Consider the following 16,070-nt stretch of genomic DNA (forward strand, 5'->3'; position numbering starts at 1 on the left):
AGAGGCTCGAACCGTGGATAGAAGCGGTCAGGGCCTTTTTTATTCTCGCCTGGGGGAAAACCAGAGATATGAAGAGGATAAAGGAAAGGTAGTGAGGAGAACTCTCTAGTTTAGAAGAAAAGCAGATAAAGAATAAAAAGCATCTTTTTAAGGTGGAAGAGAGGCTCGAACCGTGGATAGAAGCGGTCAGGGCCTTTTTTATTCTCGCCTGGGGGAAAACCAGAGATATGAAGAGGATAAAGGAAAGGTAGTGAGGAGAACTCTCTAGTTTAGAAGAAAAGCAGATAAAGAATAAAAAGCATCTTTTTAAGGTGGAAGAGAGGCTCGAACCGTGAACAGAAGGGTTTGAGTCTTTTTATATTTGAGAGGTATGTTTCTGTTTCTTTTAATGAAAAATAACGTGAATAATGCGTTAGCTTTCTGTTTTATGCGAAATATATTCTAGACAAAAATACATTTATGTTTTAAAATTAGTACCAAGTCATAATAATTGATATAAAACGGAGGGCTGCGATGTGAACGTGGGCATTTTAGGGATCGGAAGATATGTGCCGGAAAAAGTAGTCACAAATCACGATTTAGAAAAAATAATGGATACATCCGATGAATGGATTCGTACGAGAACGGGAATTGCAGAAAGACGCATTGCCGATGATACAATAGATACTTCATATATGGCCGTAGAGGCTGCAAAAAAAGCACTTGAAGATGCAGGGGTTAGCGGAGAAGATATCGATCTTATTTTAGTGGCGACAGTAACACCAGATCGTGCGTTTCCAGCAGTAGCTTGTGTCATTCAAGAAGCGATTGGAGCGAAACATGCAGCTGCAATGGATGTAGGTGCAGCATGCGCTGGTTTTATGTACGGAATGATTACAGCGCAGCAATTTATTCAAACGGGGACTTATAAAAACGTATTAGTAGTTGGTAGTGATAAGCTATCTAAAATTGTAGACTGGAATGATCGAAATACAGCGGTATTATTTGGAGACGGAGCCGGTGCTATCGTAATGGGAGCAGTTTCAGAAGGAAGAGGCGTTCTATCTTTCGAATTAGGAGCAGACGGAAGCGGCGGTAAGCATCTATATCAAGACGAGTATGTTATGATGAATGGCAGAGAAGTCTTTAAATTTGCCGTTCGTCAACTTGGTGAATCTTGTCTTCGCGTGCTGGATAAGGCTGGTCTTACAAAAGAGGATGTGGATTTCTTAGTACCGCATCAAGCGAATATTCGTATTATGGAATCTGCAAGAGAGAGATTAAATTTACCACAAGAAAAAATGAGTATGACAATTGAAAAGTTTGGTAATACATCGGCTTCTTCAATTCCAATTGCAATGGTAGAGGAATTGCAAAATGGACGTATTCAAGATGGTGATTTAATTATACTTGTTGGTTTTGGTGGCGGATTAACATGGGGAGCAGTCGCTCTTCGTTGGGGTAAATAAGGACTGAGAGAAAAAAAGGAGTGTATTTTGTATGGAAAAAAAGAGGGTCGTAATTACAGGACTAGGAGCTGTTACACCGGTCGGAACAGATGTTGAAACAGCATGGGAAAACATTAAAAAGGGTGTATCTGGAATCGGACGACTTACAAGAATTGATCCGGAACTATTTCCAGCAAAAGTAGCAGCAGAAATTAACGACTTTGAAGTCGAGAAATATATTGATAAAAAAGAAGCGCGCCGTATGGACCGCTTTACACAATATGCAGTAGCAGCAGCGAAAATGGCAGTTGCAGATGCAAAGCTTGAAATTACAGAAGAAAACGGACCTCGAATTGGTGTATGGATTGGATCAGGTATTGGCGGTATGGAAACATACGAAGAACAATTTAAGATTTTTACTGAGAAAGGCCCACGCCGCGTGAGCCCATTCTTCGTACCGATGATGATTCCGGATATGGCAGCAGGTCAAGTATCAATCGCAACAGGAGCAAAAGGAATTAACACTTGTTCTGTAACGGCTTGTGCATCTGGTGCAAACTCAATTGGTGATGCATTTAAAGCAATTCAGCGTGGTGATGCTGATGCAATGATTACAGGCGGAGCAGAAGCACCGCTAACAAGTATGGCATTCGCAGGATTTAGCTCAGCGAAAGCATTAACATTTAATGAAGACCCAGCAACGGCTTGCCGTCCATTTGATAAAAACCGTAGCGGTTTTGTAATGGGTGAAGGCTCAGGTATTCTAATTCTTGAAGAATTAGAGCACGCATTAGCGCGTGGTGCTCACATTTACGCGGAAATTGCTGGTTATGGTGCAACTGGAGATGCGTTCCATATTACAATGCCTGCTCCTGGTGGTGAAGGCGGAGTGCGTGCAATGCGTCAAGCTTTAGCTGATGCAGGCCTACAGCCAGAAGATATTGATTACATTAATGCGCATGGTACAAGTACGGATGCGAATGAAAAATATGAAACGATGGCAATTAAAGAAACTTTCGGTGAGCACGCGTATAAAGTAGCGATTAGCTCAACGAAATCAATGACAGGTCACTTATTAGGAGCAGCTGGTGCTGTTGAAGCGATTTTCTCTATTAAATCAATTACAGACGGAGTAATTCCGCCAACAATTAACTATGAGACACCAGATCCAGAATGTGACTTAGATTACGTACCGAATCAAGCGAGACACCAAGAAGTAAATGCAGTATTAAGTAACTCATTAGGATTTGGTGGTCATAACGCAGTGTTAGTATTTAAATCGTATAAATAATAGATAAAATAAGGAGTTTTTTCGCAATATATTGCGAAAAAACTCCTTATTTATTTTTACGCCTTTTTCTCCTGTAGCATATACATAAGAAAAAGGAGGGATAAAGATGGGGATTGTTGAAACAGCTGAATGGCTACATTTATATTATGGGCGGCCAGAAAAACTTTGTGAGAAATTTACGAAGTATATTCCGTTGCCAAAAGAAAGGTTGTATCGCTTTTTAATTTCAAAAGGGATGTATCGCCCGATCATGCGCGGAGAAAAGGAAATTAAAGAATTAGAGGAAAAGGAAATTTGGAAAGAATTGAGCCTGGAGTATGATAAACTGAAAAACTGGTTAAAAGGTCCAGATGTCCCTGTCTTTATTTTATTATCAGATTCCTATAATCGAACTGTACAAGAAGAGTATAACGGTAGGGCTGGATTATCTATGCGTCATGTTATTTTCTTATTCGTATGTGGACGGAATTCGGTAGAAGAATTAAAAGTGTTATTAGCGCATGAATATCATCACATATGCAGGTTACATCAAATTGAGACGAAAGAAACAGAATATACATTACTTGATACGATGATTATGGAAGGGCTAGCTGAACAAGCAGTAACAGAAAGGTATACAGAAAAAAACAATGCACCGTGGACGGCGTATCTTTCAAAGGAAGAGGCTATTTATTATTGGAAAAATATTGTACATGAAAGAATAAGTATAAAACGAGGAACAAGGGAACATGACATCTTATTAAATGGCTTTCACTCTTATCCGAAGATGCTTGGCTATGCGCTTGGATTTCATATTGTCAAAGATTGTGTAACTTTGGAAGGAGAAGATACACTTTCTTTATTATCTATAGATGCAAAAGAAATATTGAATAAAGCAAGTACATTTCATATATAAAAAAACAGGATTTCTATTTCCTGTTTTTTTAGTATTAATAGAAGAAAAAATAATAATTAGAATATATTTCCTCAAGTGGAATAAAGTTAAGCAAAAATGAACATAATGATTGGTACAAACAGTAGTGAAGTGAGGGGTAGTGAATGTTATATCTACATGATGTATGGGTAAATTGGTTTGAAGGTGAAGAAAATGGGTATAACGTTTGTCATTTTTACGAATGGCGGAAAGATGATACGATTGAGCTATTAGATCAAGTGCCATTATTAAAAGTAGATGCCACATTATATCATTACATCGAGAACGAATTGTTAGAGCTTCCGCAAAAAATGCTGGAAGACGTACATCATAAGGCTTATATTCGTAAAAATCATGAACGTTTGCAGCAAGAGTATTGCTTTGTTGTTACAGATGGAAAAGGAATTATTGCGATTGACACAATTGGTTACAATGTACCAATTCGCAAAAGCAGACTTATACCACGCCAAGAGCAGATGGTATATGAGATGGTAGAAAACGTACAAGCAGAAAAGTATGAGTTCCAAGTAGAAGAAACAGAAAAAGAACATCACATTTTATCACCATCACCTTTCATTATGAATGGCTTGACTCGTAAAGAAAGACAGCTAAAACAATTATTATTTATGGCGTTAGATCAATTACATACAACGAAAAATACAGCAGAAATTCGCTATTGGTTCACAGAGTGGGATCCATCAGCATATGGAATGGTTCAACATATGGAATTTGAAGATATTTGGGTTAAGCTGTATGATGAAGCGAAAACAGGCTGGTCTGATAAGCATGAACAATTATGCGAGCGTCTCGTAAAAGGACAGCCATTTTTTGAAAAGTTATGGGAAATGGAAAATGAGCAAAAGGTAAATTAAAAAACCGCCAATTGGCGGTTTTTTAATTTTGTAGTAATCCAGCTCCAGCGGCAAGAATGTTCGGTGGCTTCGCGCCTTCCTGCGAGGCAAAAAGCGCCTCTACGTCAGGAGCTCCATCCCCCTCACATTCTGAACGAGCCGCTTCCGCTTTATATGTTACCTACGTTTTCTGCTTAGTCCCATTGCGTTTTCTACTTTGCGTAGTTGTTTGAATGCAACGCGGTTTGCTTTTTCTGCACCTTTGTCTAGAATTTCGTCTAGTTCTGGTGAGTTGATTAGTTCGTTATATTTGTCTTGGATTGGACGAATTGCTTCTACGACTACTTGCGCTAGGTCGCCTTTGAAGTCGCCGTATCCTTTTCCTTCGTACATTGCTTCAATTTCTTCAACTGTTTTTCCAGAGAATGAAGAGTAGATTGTTAATAAGTTAGAGATACCAGGTTTGTTTTCTTTATCAAATTTCACAATACCTTCAGAGTCAGTAACAGCACTCTTAATTTTCTTTTCAATTGTTTTTGGTTCATCAAGCATACTGATCATTGATTTTGGATTCGGATCAGATTTACTCATTTTCTTCGTAGGTTCTGTTAATGACATAACGCGAGCGCCTACTTTTGGAATACGAATTTCAGGAATTGTGAACACTTCACGGAAGCGTTTGTTGAAACGCTCTGCTAGGTCGCGTGTTAATTCCATATGTTGCTTTTGATCATCACCAACTGGTACGATTTCAGTGTTGTAAAGTAAAATATCAGCAGCCATTAATGGTGGATACGTAAGTAATCCAGCTGGAACTGAATCTCTACCCGAAGCTTTATCTTTATATTGCGTCATACGTTCTAATTCTCCAACGTAAGCAACAGATTGCATGATCCATCCTAATTGAGCGTGTGCTGGTACTTCTGATTGTACAAATAAAGTAGCTTTTTCAGGATCGATGCCGCATGCTACATAAAGTGCAGCAAGACTGCGGATGTTTTTACGAAGTTCAACGGGATCTTGAGGTACTGTAATCGCATGTTGGTTTACAATACAGAAATAACAGTCGTGTTCATTTTGAAGCTCTGTAAACTGCTTCATTGCGCCTAAATAGTTTCCAAGTGTAATCGTTCCACTTGGCTGAATACCAGAAAAGATAACTGACATAAGTAATTCCTCCTAAAATTGAATGCGTGATGGGGGGAAGAGAAGGCAAACAAAAAAGCCCATTCATCCCAAAAACTATAGGGACGAATGGACCGCGGTACCACCCTAATTATTTCACTACTGTGAAATCTCTCTAATCCATAATAACGTTAGGATATAACGCCAAAGCCTACTACTTTCGGTTCGGTTTGGTGCTCAAAAGCCCATTCCATACTGTACAATTACTTGTTCACACCAACCACAAGCTCTCTGAAATTGCCTCAATATGTACTCTTCTTTATCATCGCATACATATAAATTTATTTATTGTTACTTGAGCTCTTTTAATATGAAAGAACTAAAGTTTTATAACAAAATGTTTTGCTGATTATTATATCATATGGGATAGTGTTTGCAAACTACATCAAAATAGTAAAGCTAATGAGGGTCGAGAACAACCCAAGGAAGATACCTGTAATACAAATTGGATATGTCCATTTGAATGAATATGTTTTATAAATACGTTCTTTCTTATCTGTAGGTTCCTCGACTTCTTCAATTAAAGAGTCAATCTTTTTGTTCGTACCAAATACTCTTTGGAATGCGTAAATGGTTACATTGAAAAAACCATTTTGAAATATGTATAAAAAACCGCCGATAAGAATAAAAAACAGTGCAATATAAAACAAAATGTTGACAAAGTTCAACAAAAATTGAGATGAAATGAGGAATGCACCAATACTAGAAGCAATCATCGCTATAAAAATTAGTATACAAGTATGAAAAAAAACTTTATTCAAAATATTCCCCTCCGTCAAAATATTACTAGAATTATTATACTATAAAAGCTATAATAAGTACTAGGATTAATTTTTTGAAAATTATACGCAATTAAAGGTCTGATTTTAAGATGATGGTAGCAATGTTAATGTATCCCTTTACGAAAAATTAAAAATATAAATATTTTATTAAAAATTTTAACAAAAAAACAAAAAACTATATTCACAATTGTTATATTATATGTATAATGAAAATTGTAGAAACTTGGAGATTATTCTTTCAATTCTACTTTTTAACAAGTGAGGGTACAGGAAGTGCAATTAGGGGAGGCAACACAACATGAAGAAAAAGATACCGTTATTACTTGCATCAACTTTAACTGCAAGTATGTTGCTTAGCGCGTGTAGCTACCAAAAAGATGACGCAAAAGCAAAAGGGAAAGAGAACGCTACGAGTAGTAGTAACGGAAAACAGATTCTTAATTTAACAGAGTTATCTGAAATTCCGTCAATGGATGCATCATTAGCATCTGATTCTTCATCTTCTACAGCATTAAATAATACGATGGAAGGTTTATATCGTATTGGCAAAGATCAAAAGAGAATGCCTGGAGTTGCAGAAGATGTCGAAAAGCTAGATGATGGGAAGAAATACATATTTAAATTAAGAAGAGATGCGAAATGGTCGAATGGGGAACCTGTAACAGCTAAAGACTTTGTGTATTCATGGAAAAGAGCAGTAAATCCAGATACAAAAGCAACGTATTCATACATTATGTTCGATATTAAAAATGCAGAGAAAATTCATAAAAAAGAATTACCTGCTGACCAATTAGGTGTAAAAGCGATTGATGATTATACACTAGAAGTAGAATTAGACAATCCCGTTCCTTACTTTATCGATTTAACAGTTTATCCAGTATTTTACCCACTAAATGAAAACTTTGTAAAAGCACAAGGTGACAAATTTGGTTTAGAGGCAAATACAACATTATATAACGGTCCATTCGTTATGAGTGATTGGAAACATGAACAAAGTTTCCAATTCAAGAAGAATCCTTCATATTGGGATAATAAAACGGTTAAAATCGAAGAAATCAACTTTAATATTGTAAAAAATACAGCAACTGATGTAAATTTATATGAGACAAACGCGATTGATCGAGCGGCTTTAACGTCTGAATTTGTTGATAAGTTTAGAAAAAGCCCAGAGTTCCAAACAAGAAAAGAGGCAGGGGTTGCTTACTTAAGATTTAATCAAAGTAATCAGTACTTAAGTAATAAAAACTTAAGAAAAGCAATTTCAATGTCCTTTGACCGTGATAACATTGCAAAAGTTATTTTAAATAACGGCGCAATTGGAGCTTACGGATTTGTTGGAAAAGATTTCGCTGAAGGTCCAAATAAAAAAGATTTCCGAGCTGAAAATGGAAAGCTAGTTGAAACAAATCCAAAAGAAGCAAAAAAGCTTTGGGAAACAGCGAAGAAAGAGCTTGGAACTGATAAAATCGAACTAGAATTCTTAAACTTTGATAATGAAGATGCTAAAAAAGTTGGGGAATTCTTAAAAGGTGAGATGGAAAAGAACTTACCAGGTTTATCAATTAAAATTAAACAGCAACCATTCGCACAAAAAAATAAATTAGAAGATTCTCAGCAATATGATATTGCGTTTGGTATTTGGGGACCAGATTTCCCAGATCCAATCTCATATTTAGATATGTTTGTTACGAATGGTTCTCAAAATAAAACAGGGTATTCTAATCAGAAATATGATGAGTTAATCCTAAAAGCTAAAACAGATACAAAAGATTTACAAGCTCGCTGGGACAACCTTCTAGAAGTAGAGAAGATGTTAATTAAAGAGGATGCAGTTATCACTCCAATCTTCCAAAAAGGTTCAGCGTATGTAGTAAAAGGTGCCGTAAAAGATATTATCCCAATTAACTATGGTGGTAAATTAACTTACAAATGGGCATCTGTTGAACAAAAATAATCTTTTTTTTCCATCGTTTACAAGGGTATATGCCTATGATGGGCATATGCTCTTATTTTAAAAAAATAAAAGTAAGAATATTTTAAACTATCTTATTGCTTTTGAGAAAAACGGGGAGGTGCTTGACTATGGGACGTTATGTATTAAAACGTTTCGTGTACATGGCTTTGACATTATTTTTAATTACTACAATGACTTTCTTTTTGATGAAATTACTTCCGGGTTCTCCGCTTAAAAACCAGGAGAAGCTATCACCGGCACAAAAAGAAATCATTCTTGAAAAATACGGATTGAATGATCCGGTACCAGTTCAATATGCACGTTACTTAGGTAACTTAGCAAAAGGTGATTTAGGGGTATCATTCCAATATGATAACCGCCCAGTAACAGACATGATTGTGGATCGTATTGGACCATCAGCCCAATTAGGTTTACAAGCGATTATATTAGGAACATTTATCGGTTTAATTTTAGGTATTGTTGCCGCACTTCGTAATAATACGTGGGTAGATTATAGTGCAACAGTTATTTCGGTACTCGGAATGTCGGTACCATCATTCGTATTCGCCGCATTACTGCAATATTTCGTAGGGGTAAAACTAGGCTGGTTCCCAGTAGCATTCTGGAAAGGACCAGAGTTTACTGTAATGCCTACAATTGCATTATCGATGGGAGTTATCGCGACAATCGCACGTTTCTCTCGTGCAGAATTAATTGAAGTTATGCAAGCCGATTACATTTTAACAGCGAAAGCGAAAGGAATTAGCCAAGGCGTTATCATTGTCAAACATGCACTTCGTAACGCGTTAATTCCAGTTGTAACAATTTTAGGACCAATGGTTGCGGCATTAATTACAGGAACACTTGTTATCGAGCAAATTTATGCTGTACCAGGACTTGGGGAACAATTCGTTAAATCGATTACTTTAAATGACTATACAGTTATTATGGGAACTACGATTTTCTATAGTGCGATCTTCATTTTAGTTATTTTCATTGTCGATATTTTATACGGAATTATTGATCCTCGTATTCGTTTAGCGGGAGGGAAAAAATGATGAAAGATGTACAAAAATTATCTCCAGATTTATTTCAACAAGCCAATCAAAATAATGTTGATAATGAAGTCATTGCCCGTCCAAGCTTAACGTTTTGGCAAGATGTAAGAAGACGTTTATTCCAACATAAAGGTGCGATGCTTGGCCTTGTATTGTTAGTTATCATTGCGCTATTAGCGATTTTTGGACCGATGGTAAGTAAACACTCGTATAAAGAGCAAGATTTAGGTCGTGCGAAATTACCACCAAAAATTCCAGTTATTGAAAATGTTCATTGGTTACCATTTGACGGTACAGATCAATATGGTGTTGACCAATATGAAAAACGTGATATTAAAGAGTACTTCTGGTTTGGTACAGATGACCTTGGCCGTGACTTATGGACAAGAACATGGGAAGGTACACGCGTATCATTATATATCGCTCTTTTAGCGGCAGCAATTGACTTAGTAATTGGGGTTGCATACGGAGGTATTTCAGCATTCTACGGCGGTAGAGTAGATAACATTATGCAACGTATTATGGAGATTATTAACGGTATTCCATACTTAATCATCGTTATTTTAATGGTAATCATTATGGGATCTGGTATTTGGTCAATTACACTTGCGATGGCGATTACAGGTTGGATAGGGATGTCGCGTATTGTTCGTGGACAAATCTTAAAGTTAAAAAACCAAGAATATGTATTAGCATCTCGTACATTAGGTGCAACAAATACACAATTAATTGTGAAACATTTAATTCCAAACGTAATGGGACCTATTATCGTAATGACGATGTTTACAATTCCATCAGCGGTGTTTGGTGAAGCGTTCTTAAGTTTCATCGGTTTAGGAATTCAGCCACCATTTGCGTCACTAGGTTCTCTTGTAAATGATGGTTATAAATCTATTCAAACGTATCCGCATATGATGTTCATCCCTGCGGTTGTCATCAGTATATTAATTTTAGCGTTTAACTTAATGGCAGACGGATTACGCGACGCGTTAGATCCAAAAATGCGTAAGTAAAAGAGGGGAGAGGCAAAGATGAAAACATTGTTAGAGGTAAAAGATTTACAAGTCTCCTTTGATACACATGCAGGTGAAGTACAAGCTGTACGCGGCGTTACTTTTGATTTGAAAAAAGGAGAAACATTGGCGATTGTAGGAGAATCTGGTTCAGGGAAATCAGTTACTTCTAAAGCGTTAATGGGATTAATTCCGAATCCTCCTGGACGCATTAAAAATGGTGAAATCGTATTTGAAGGTCGTGACTTAACAAAATTAACAGAAAAAGAAATGCAGCAAGTACGCGGTAAAGATATTGCGATGATTTTCCAAGATCCAATGACATCATTAAACCCAACGATGACAATTGGAAATCAAATTATGGAAGGTCTAATTAAACACCAAGGGATGAGTAAAGCAGATGCACGTAAAGTTGCTTTAGAGTTAATTGACCTTGTAGGTATTCCAAATCCAGAAGCTCGTTTAAAACAATATCCTCACCAATTCTCAGGTGGTATGAGACAGCGTGTAGTTATTGCGATGGCGTTAGCTTGTAACCCGAAATTATTAATTGCCGATGAGCCGACAACAGCGCTAGACGTTACGATTCAGGCGCAAATTTTAGAACTTATGAAAGACATTCAGCAAAAAACAGAAGCAGCAATCATTTTCATTACGCATGACTTAGGTGTAGTAGCAAACGTTGCGGACCGAGTGGCAGTTATGTACGCTGGTAAAGTTGTTGAAATTGGAACTGTAGATGAAATTTTCTACAATCCGAAACATCCATATACTTGGGGTTTAATCGCATCTATGCCAAGTTTAGATGGTTCAGAAGAAGAGTTATATGCAATCCCTGGAACACCTCCAGATTTATTGAAGCCGCCAAAGGGAGATGCTTTTGCACCACGTAACCCACAGGCACTGAAAATTGATTTTGAAATGGACCCACCTTTATTTAAAGTAAGTGATACGCACTATGCGGCAACTTGGTTACTTCACGAGCAAGCTCCAGAAGTAAAACCGCCGGCAGTCGTTGAAAAACGCATTCTTCAAATGAAAGCAGGTGAACAACATGACTAAACAACGTGAGAAATTAATTGAAGTAAAAAATGTAAAGCAGCACTTCGACGTGAGTGGTGGTGTTGTCAAAGCGGTTAATGATATTTCATTTGATATTTACCGCGGAGAAACATTTGGTCTTGTAGGAGAATCAGGTTGTGGTAAATCGACAACTGGAAGAACGATTATTCGTTTATATGATGCAACTGCTGGTGAAGTGTTATTCGATGGTGAAAATGTACATGGTAAAAAATCACGCGCAGAGCTGAAGAAATTCAACCGTAAAATGCAAATGATTTTCCAAGATCCATATGCATCATTAAACCCTCGTATGACAGTAGGGGATATTATTGCAGAAGGTATCGATATTCACGGACTAGCGAAAAGTAAAAAAGAGCGCATGGACCGTGTTCATGAACTATTAAACACAGTTGGTTTAAATAAAGAGCACGCAAACCGTTTCCCACACGAATTCTCAGGTGGACAACGTCAGCGTATCGGTATCGCTCGAGCGCTTGCTGTAGACCCAGAATTTATCATTGCCGATGAGCCGATCTCAGCACTTGACGTATCGATTCAGGCGCAAGTTGTAAACTTACTGAAAAAGTTACAAAAAGAAAAAGGTTTAACATACTTATTCATCGCCCATGATTTATCAATGGTAAAATACATTAGTGACCGTATTGGTGTAATGTACCGTGGCCAAATCGTTGAGTTAACAACAAGTGATGAATTATATGCGAATCCAATTCATCCATATACGAAATCACTATTATCAGCGATTCCACTTCCAGATCCAGATTATGAGCGCAATCGTAAACGTATCGTATATGATCCATCACAGCATAATTATGGTAGTGAAGCACCAACAATGCGTGAAATTCGCCCAGGACATTTCGTACTATGTTCGGAAGCGGAGTACAAGAAATATAAAGAGATTTATCAATAAGAAAAAGAGCCATTCTTCTGTTATGGAAGGATGGCTCTTTTTCTACTATATAAAAGAATTGTATACATTTGTCGGTCAGTCGATATATTTAAAGAATCGCCGATATAAATCTCATGTATCATTAGTGATATCCATATGCAAAATTACTGAACTTGAACAGAAACATTCTCCTCTTGTTCTTCAGGTTTAACAAGCGCATAACGCTCCCATGCTCTACTTTTCCAGCGGAAGAACATAATAATGGCACGTGTCCATTCATCGATGGCGATTGCTAGCCAAATACCAACGAGCCCCATATCTAAATGAAAGGCGAAAAAGTAACCTAGTGGTAAACTCATTAACACCATAGAGAATGCACCGATTAAAACAGGATATTTTGCATCACCAGCTGCACGAAGCGAATTAATGATGACGATGTTCATCGTACGTCCCGTTTCAAGTAGTACACTTAGTAAAAGAACACTTGCGCCTAACCCGATAATGTGCGGATTATCTGTAAACAGTCCCATTAATTGTGTACGGAATGTAATAACGAGAGCGACCATACATAAAGTTACACCAATTGCCCATTTTACACTTTTCCATAAGCGTTCGTATGCTTCATCTTTTTCGCCACCACCAACGAGGCGGCCAATAATAATGGCTGTTCCCATACCAATTGCAATTGCAAATAAATAAGTGAACATGGAAATGTTAGTAGCGTATTGTCTAGCAGCTAATGATTCCGTTCCTAAGTACGTTGCGTAATAAAGGAAGACGATTTGACAAGCTTGATACATCACTTGTTCAAATGCAGATGGAATGCCAATTTTTAAAATTTTCCCAATGTATTCTTTGGATAAAGTGAAGTAATATTGTAATTTCACACGATATTCCATAACGCGGTATAGTAACCAGAAGAAAACAATAAGTGCGATCAATCGACTGATAGCGGAAGAAATTGCAGCCCCTTGTACACCGAGCTCAGGGAAACCAAATTTCCCGAAAATGAGTACGTAGTTTCCAGCGATATGAATCATATTCATTCCGAGTGAAATAAACATCGCTTGCTTTGTAAAACCGTGTACACGGATAATTGCGGCTAATGAGTTAATAATAGCTTGTAGGAAGATGGCTCCTCCGACGATAGATAAGTAGTTTTGCGCATACGTTAGTACATCGCCTTGTAAGTTCATTGCGAGCATCATATGTTTCGAAAATAAAAGAAAACCAGCGCTTATAACGAGCCCAACTATTAAATTTAATGTGACGGCTAATGCTGATATTTTAGATGCTTCCATAAAGCGTTTGGAACCGAGGTATTGAGATACAACGATAGCAGCGCCGTTCCCGATGACTTCTAATACCAAAATCGCAATATGAAGATATTGATTCGCTGCACCAACCCCAGATACAGCATCGTCTGATAATGCACTTAACATGAAAGTATCAGCGATCCCCATTAACATAAAAAGAAAAACTTCTAGAAAAATAGGCCATGTTAATAAGAATAAACTTAATTTCTCAGTAGGCCCGTTTTTTGCCTGAATTGCTGCCATGTCCGTCCCCTCTTTACCGATATCTATTTTTAGCAAAATGTATCGTAACATACTTTCTTAACCTTTGCACTCATTTTAGCCTACATATTTTTATTATGAAGAGAGTGCTATTTTATGATAAAAACAAAAGGATAATTATACATAAAATATTATGAGATATAAAATTCATTTTTCTCTGATAATTTAGAAAAGTATAAAAAATATTATTTTTAACACTTTAGTATGAATAATCAGCAATATGAAACGTTTACAAAGGTATATTTTTTAACGAAAAATTTTAATGAAATAGAAATATAAATATACAAAAAATATATTTGTGTGTATAATATGAATTATTAGAACATATATATATTTCTTTTTGTTTGAAAATGAAAGGGTTAACATTTTTTTGGAGGGTGGAAGTATGAAAAAAAAGATACCAGTTTTTGTAGCATCAACAGTAGCGATGAGCATGATGTTAGGGGCATGTAGCTATCAAAAAGATGAATCGCAAGCAAACGCTAAAGGGGATAGCGGAAAAAGCGGCGCGAAGCAAGTTATTAACTTAATTGAAACACAAGAAATTCCAACGATGGATCCAGCGTTATCAGCTGATGCAGTTTCTTCAAGAGTAATGACTAATACGATGGAAGGCTTATACAGTTTAGGAAAAGATGATAAGCTAGTTCCTGGTGTAGCGAAGGAATTCAAAAAATCAGAAGATGGTAAAAAATATACATTTAAATTACGTGAAGACGCAAAATGGTCAAATGGTGAGCCTGTGACGGCAAAAGATTTCGTATATGCATGGCAAAGAGCGATTAACCCAGATACAGCTGCGAAATCAGCGTACATTATGTATGATATAAAAAATGCAGAGAAAATTAATAAAAAAGAGATGAGTCCGGATCAATTAGGGGTAAAGGCGATTGATGACTATACATTAGAAGTGGAATTAGATAATTCAATTCCATACCTTGTAGATTTAATGGTATATCCAATCTTCTATCCTGTGAATGAAAAGTTTGTGAAAGAGCAAGGTACGAAGTTTGGTTTGGAAGCGAATACAACGCTTTATAACGGGCCATTTACATTAAGTGATTGGCAACATGAACGTAGCTTTAAAATGACAAAGAGCGCGTCATATTGGGACAATAAAGAAGTGAAGATTGAAGAAGTAAACTTTAATATTGTAAAAGATACATCTACGCCAATTAACTTATATGAAACAAATGCAATTGATCGAGCGTCGTTATTAGCGGAGTTTATTGATAAATATAAAGGAAAACCAGATTTCCAAACAGTAGAAGATACATCTGTATTCTTCCTTCGTTTAAATCAAAAAGATCCAGCTTTAGCAAATAAAAATATTCGTAAAGCAATTTCACTTGCTTTTGACCGTAAGCCATTCGTGGATACATTATTAAATAACGGTTCTAAGCCAGCGACAGGATTAATTCCTGATAACTTCATTAAAGGACCAGATAAAAAAGATTTCCGTGCTGTAAACGGGGATATTGTAAAACCAAACGTGAAAGAAGCGAAGAAATATTGGGAAGCTGGTAAAAAAGAACTTGGTAAAAATGAAATCGAATTAGAATTATTAAATGAAGATGTAGAGTTATCAAAGAAAACTGGTGAATATTTAAAAGGTGAATTAGAAAAGAATTTACCAGGTTTAACAGTAAAAATTAAACAACAACCATTCGCACAAAAACTAAAATTAGAAGATGCGGGCGATTATGTCATGTCATTCTCTGGATGGAGTGCGGACTTCCCAGATCCAATTACATATCTTGATATGTTTGTAACAGATGGGTCACAAAATAAGATGAAGTACTCTAATCCAAAATACGATGAAATCATTATGAAGGCGAAAAAAGATGGAAGCGATGTAAATGCTCGTTGGAAGAACTTATTAGAAGCAGAAAAAATGTTACTTGATGATGCTGCGATCGTTCCAGTATATCAACGTGGTAGAGCATATTTACAAAGAGATTCAATTAAAAATATGTATAACCATAAATATGGCGGCGATTTAAGCTTTAAATGGGCGTCAGTAGAGAAATAAGAAAAAAAGCAGGTGATC

At 36.7% G+C, this 16,070-nt stretch carries 13 protein-coding genes and 1 other annotated feature; of the genes, 10 read left to right on the forward strand and 3 right to left on the reverse strand.

Going from position 1 to position 16,070, the window contains the following annotated elements; all coding sequences use genetic code 11:
- Positions 1-515 precede the first annotated feature (515 nt).
- From fabH to MKY21_RS06075, 4 genes are all read left to right on the forward strand, one after another.
- Entirely contained in the window at positions 516-1,448 is a 933-nt protein-coding gene (gene fabH, locus MKY21_RS06060) for a beta-ketoacyl-ACP synthase III (RefSeq protein WP_001100533.1), read from the forward strand.
- Positions 1,449-1,479: 31 nt separating this feature from the next.
- Complete coding sequence (fabF, locus tag MKY21_RS06065) at positions 1,480-2,718, forward strand: beta-ketoacyl-ACP synthase II (RefSeq protein ID WP_000412656.1); 1,239 nt, start codon at positions 1,480-1,482, stop codon at positions 2,716-2,718.
- Between the two features lie 106 nt (positions 2,719-2,824).
- The gene (locus MKY21_RS06070) at positions 2,825-3,613 is read left to right on the forward strand and encodes a DUF2268 domain-containing protein (RefSeq protein ID WP_000513275.1); all 789 of its coding nucleotides are present in this window, start codon (positions 2,825-2,827) and stop codon (positions 3,611-3,613) included.
- Positions 3,614-3,756: 143 nt separating this feature from the next.
- The gene (locus MKY21_RS06075) at positions 3,757-4,503 is read left to right on the forward strand and encodes a YjbA family protein (protein WP_000966128.1); all 747 of its coding nucleotides are present in this window, start codon (positions 3,757-3,759) and stop codon (positions 4,501-4,503) included.
- Positions 4,504-4,659: 156 nt separating this feature from the next.
- On the opposite strand, the gene trpS is transcribed toward MKY21_RS06075, so the two are convergent.
- Together trpS and MKY21_RS06085 are read right to left on the reverse strand one after the other, a co-directional pair.
- Positions 4,660-5,649, reverse strand: a complete 990-nt coding sequence (gene trpS / locus MKY21_RS06080; RefSeq protein ID WP_044795514.1) for a tryptophan--tRNA ligase — start codon at positions 5,647-5,649, stop codon at positions 4,660-4,662.
- Between the two features lie 76 nt (positions 5,650-5,725).
- Positions 5,726-5,942, reverse strand: a binding site (T-box leader).
- Between the two features lie 105 nt (positions 5,943-6,047).
- Complete coding sequence (locus MKY21_RS06085) at positions 6,048-6,428, reverse strand: DUF3899 domain-containing protein (protein WP_001044997.1); 381 nt, start codon at positions 6,426-6,428, stop codon at positions 6,048-6,050.
- 319 nt (positions 6,429-6,747) lie between these two features.
- Between MKY21_RS06085 and MKY21_RS06090 the strand changes: the two genes are divergently transcribed.
- The 5 genes from MKY21_RS06090 (at position 6,748) to MKY21_RS06110 (ending at position 12,464) form a co-directional block, all read left to right on the forward strand.
- Positions 6,748-8,403, forward strand: coding sequence for a peptide ABC transporter substrate-binding protein (locus MKY21_RS06090; protein WP_000727219.1), 1,656 nt, complete (start codon positions 6,748-6,750; stop codon positions 8,401-8,403).
- A 128-nt stretch (positions 8,404-8,531) separates the two neighbouring features.
- Positions 8,532-9,461, forward strand: coding sequence for an oligopeptide ABC transporter permease (gene opp3b, locus MKY21_RS06095; protein ID WP_000534172.1), 930 nt, complete (start codon positions 8,532-8,534; stop codon positions 9,459-9,461).
- On the forward strand, positions 9,458-10,474 hold the full coding sequence (gene opp3C, locus MKY21_RS06100; protein ID WP_000974106.1) for an oligopeptide ABC transporter permease: 1,017 nt from the start codon (positions 9,458-9,460) through the stop codon (positions 10,472-10,474). The genes opp3b and opp3C overlap by 4 nt, the downstream gene beginning before the upstream one ends.
- A gap of 18 nt (positions 10,475-10,492) precedes the next feature.
- Positions 10,493-11,536: an ABC transporter ATP-binding protein gene (locus tag MKY21_RS06105; RefSeq protein WP_000854346.1), complete on the forward strand. Its 1,044-nt coding sequence runs from the start codon at positions 10,493-10,495 to the stop codon at positions 11,534-11,536.
- Positions 11,529-12,464, forward strand: a complete 936-nt coding sequence (locus tag MKY21_RS06110; protein ID WP_000166348.1) for an ABC transporter ATP-binding protein — start codon at positions 11,529-11,531, stop codon at positions 12,462-12,464. Before MKY21_RS06105 ends, MKY21_RS06110 begins: the two co-directional genes overlap by 8 nt.
- Before the next feature lie 143 nt (positions 12,465-12,607).
- Here MKY21_RS06110 and MKY21_RS06115 read toward each other — a convergent pair whose 3' ends face one another.
- Positions 12,608-14,053 carry an MATE family efflux transporter gene (locus MKY21_RS06115; protein ID WP_009327244.1) on the reverse strand — a complete coding sequence of 482 codons (1,446 nt, stop codon included), beginning with the start codon at positions 14,051-14,053 and terminating at the stop codon, positions 12,608-12,610.
- A gap of 352 nt (positions 14,054-14,405) precedes the next feature.
- Here MKY21_RS06115 and MKY21_RS06120 point away from each other — a divergent pair, with 352 nt between their 5' ends.
- Positions 14,406-16,052 (forward strand): peptide ABC transporter substrate-binding protein, encoded by a 1,647-nt coding sequence (locus MKY21_RS06120; protein WP_000727250.1) that lies wholly within the window; start codon positions 14,406-14,408, stop codon positions 16,050-16,052.
- Positions 16,053-16,070: the final 18 nt, after the last annotated feature.

The sequence above is a fragment of the Bacillus sp. FSL R9-9497 genome, assembly GCF_038005805.1.
GTDB classification, from domain to species: domain Bacteria; phylum Bacillota; class Bacilli; order Bacillales; family Bacillaceae_G; genus Bacillus_A; species Bacillus_A cereus.

Bases quoted from the DNA above. Each gene is read 5' to 3' on its own strand.
- MKY21_RS06090 (WP_000727219.1), top strand. From the start codon at position 6,748: ATGAAGAAAAAGATACCGTTATTACTTGCATCAACTTTAACTGCAAGT.
- trpS (WP_044795514.1), bottom strand. From the start codon at position 5,649: ATGTCAGTTATCTTTTCTGGTATTCAGCCAAGTGGAACGATTACACTT.
- MKY21_RS06120 (WP_000727250.1), top strand. From the start codon at position 14,406: ATGAAAAAAAAGATACCAGTTTTTGTAGCATCAACAGTAGCGATGAGC.
- opp3b (WP_000534172.1), top strand. From the start codon at position 8,532: ATGGGACGTTATGTATTAAAACGTTTCGTGTACATGGCTTTGACATTA.
- MKY21_RS06070 (WP_000513275.1), top strand. From the start codon at position 2,825: ATGGGGATTGTTGAAACAGCTGAATGGCTACATTTATATTATGGGCGG.
- MKY21_RS06115 (WP_009327244.1), bottom strand. From the start codon at position 14,053: ATGTTACGATACATTTTGCTAAAAATAGATATCGGTAAAGAGGGGACG.
- MKY21_RS06075 (WP_000966128.1), top strand. From the start codon at position 3,757: ATGTTATATCTACATGATGTATGGGTAAATTGGTTTGAAGGTGAAGAA.
- MKY21_RS06105 (WP_000854346.1), top strand. From the start codon at position 10,493: ATGAAAACATTGTTAGAGGTAAAAGATTTACAAGTCTCCTTTGATACA.
- MKY21_RS06110 (WP_000166348.1), top strand. From the start codon at position 11,529: ATGACTAAACAACGTGAGAAATTAATTGAAGTAAAAAATGTAAAGCAG.
- opp3C (WP_000974106.1), top strand. From the start codon at position 9,458: ATGATGAAAGATGTACAAAAATTATCTCCAGATTTATTTCAACAAGCC.
- fabF (WP_000412656.1), top strand. From the start codon at position 1,480: ATGGAAAAAAAGAGGGTCGTAATTACAGGACTAGGAGCTGTTACACCG.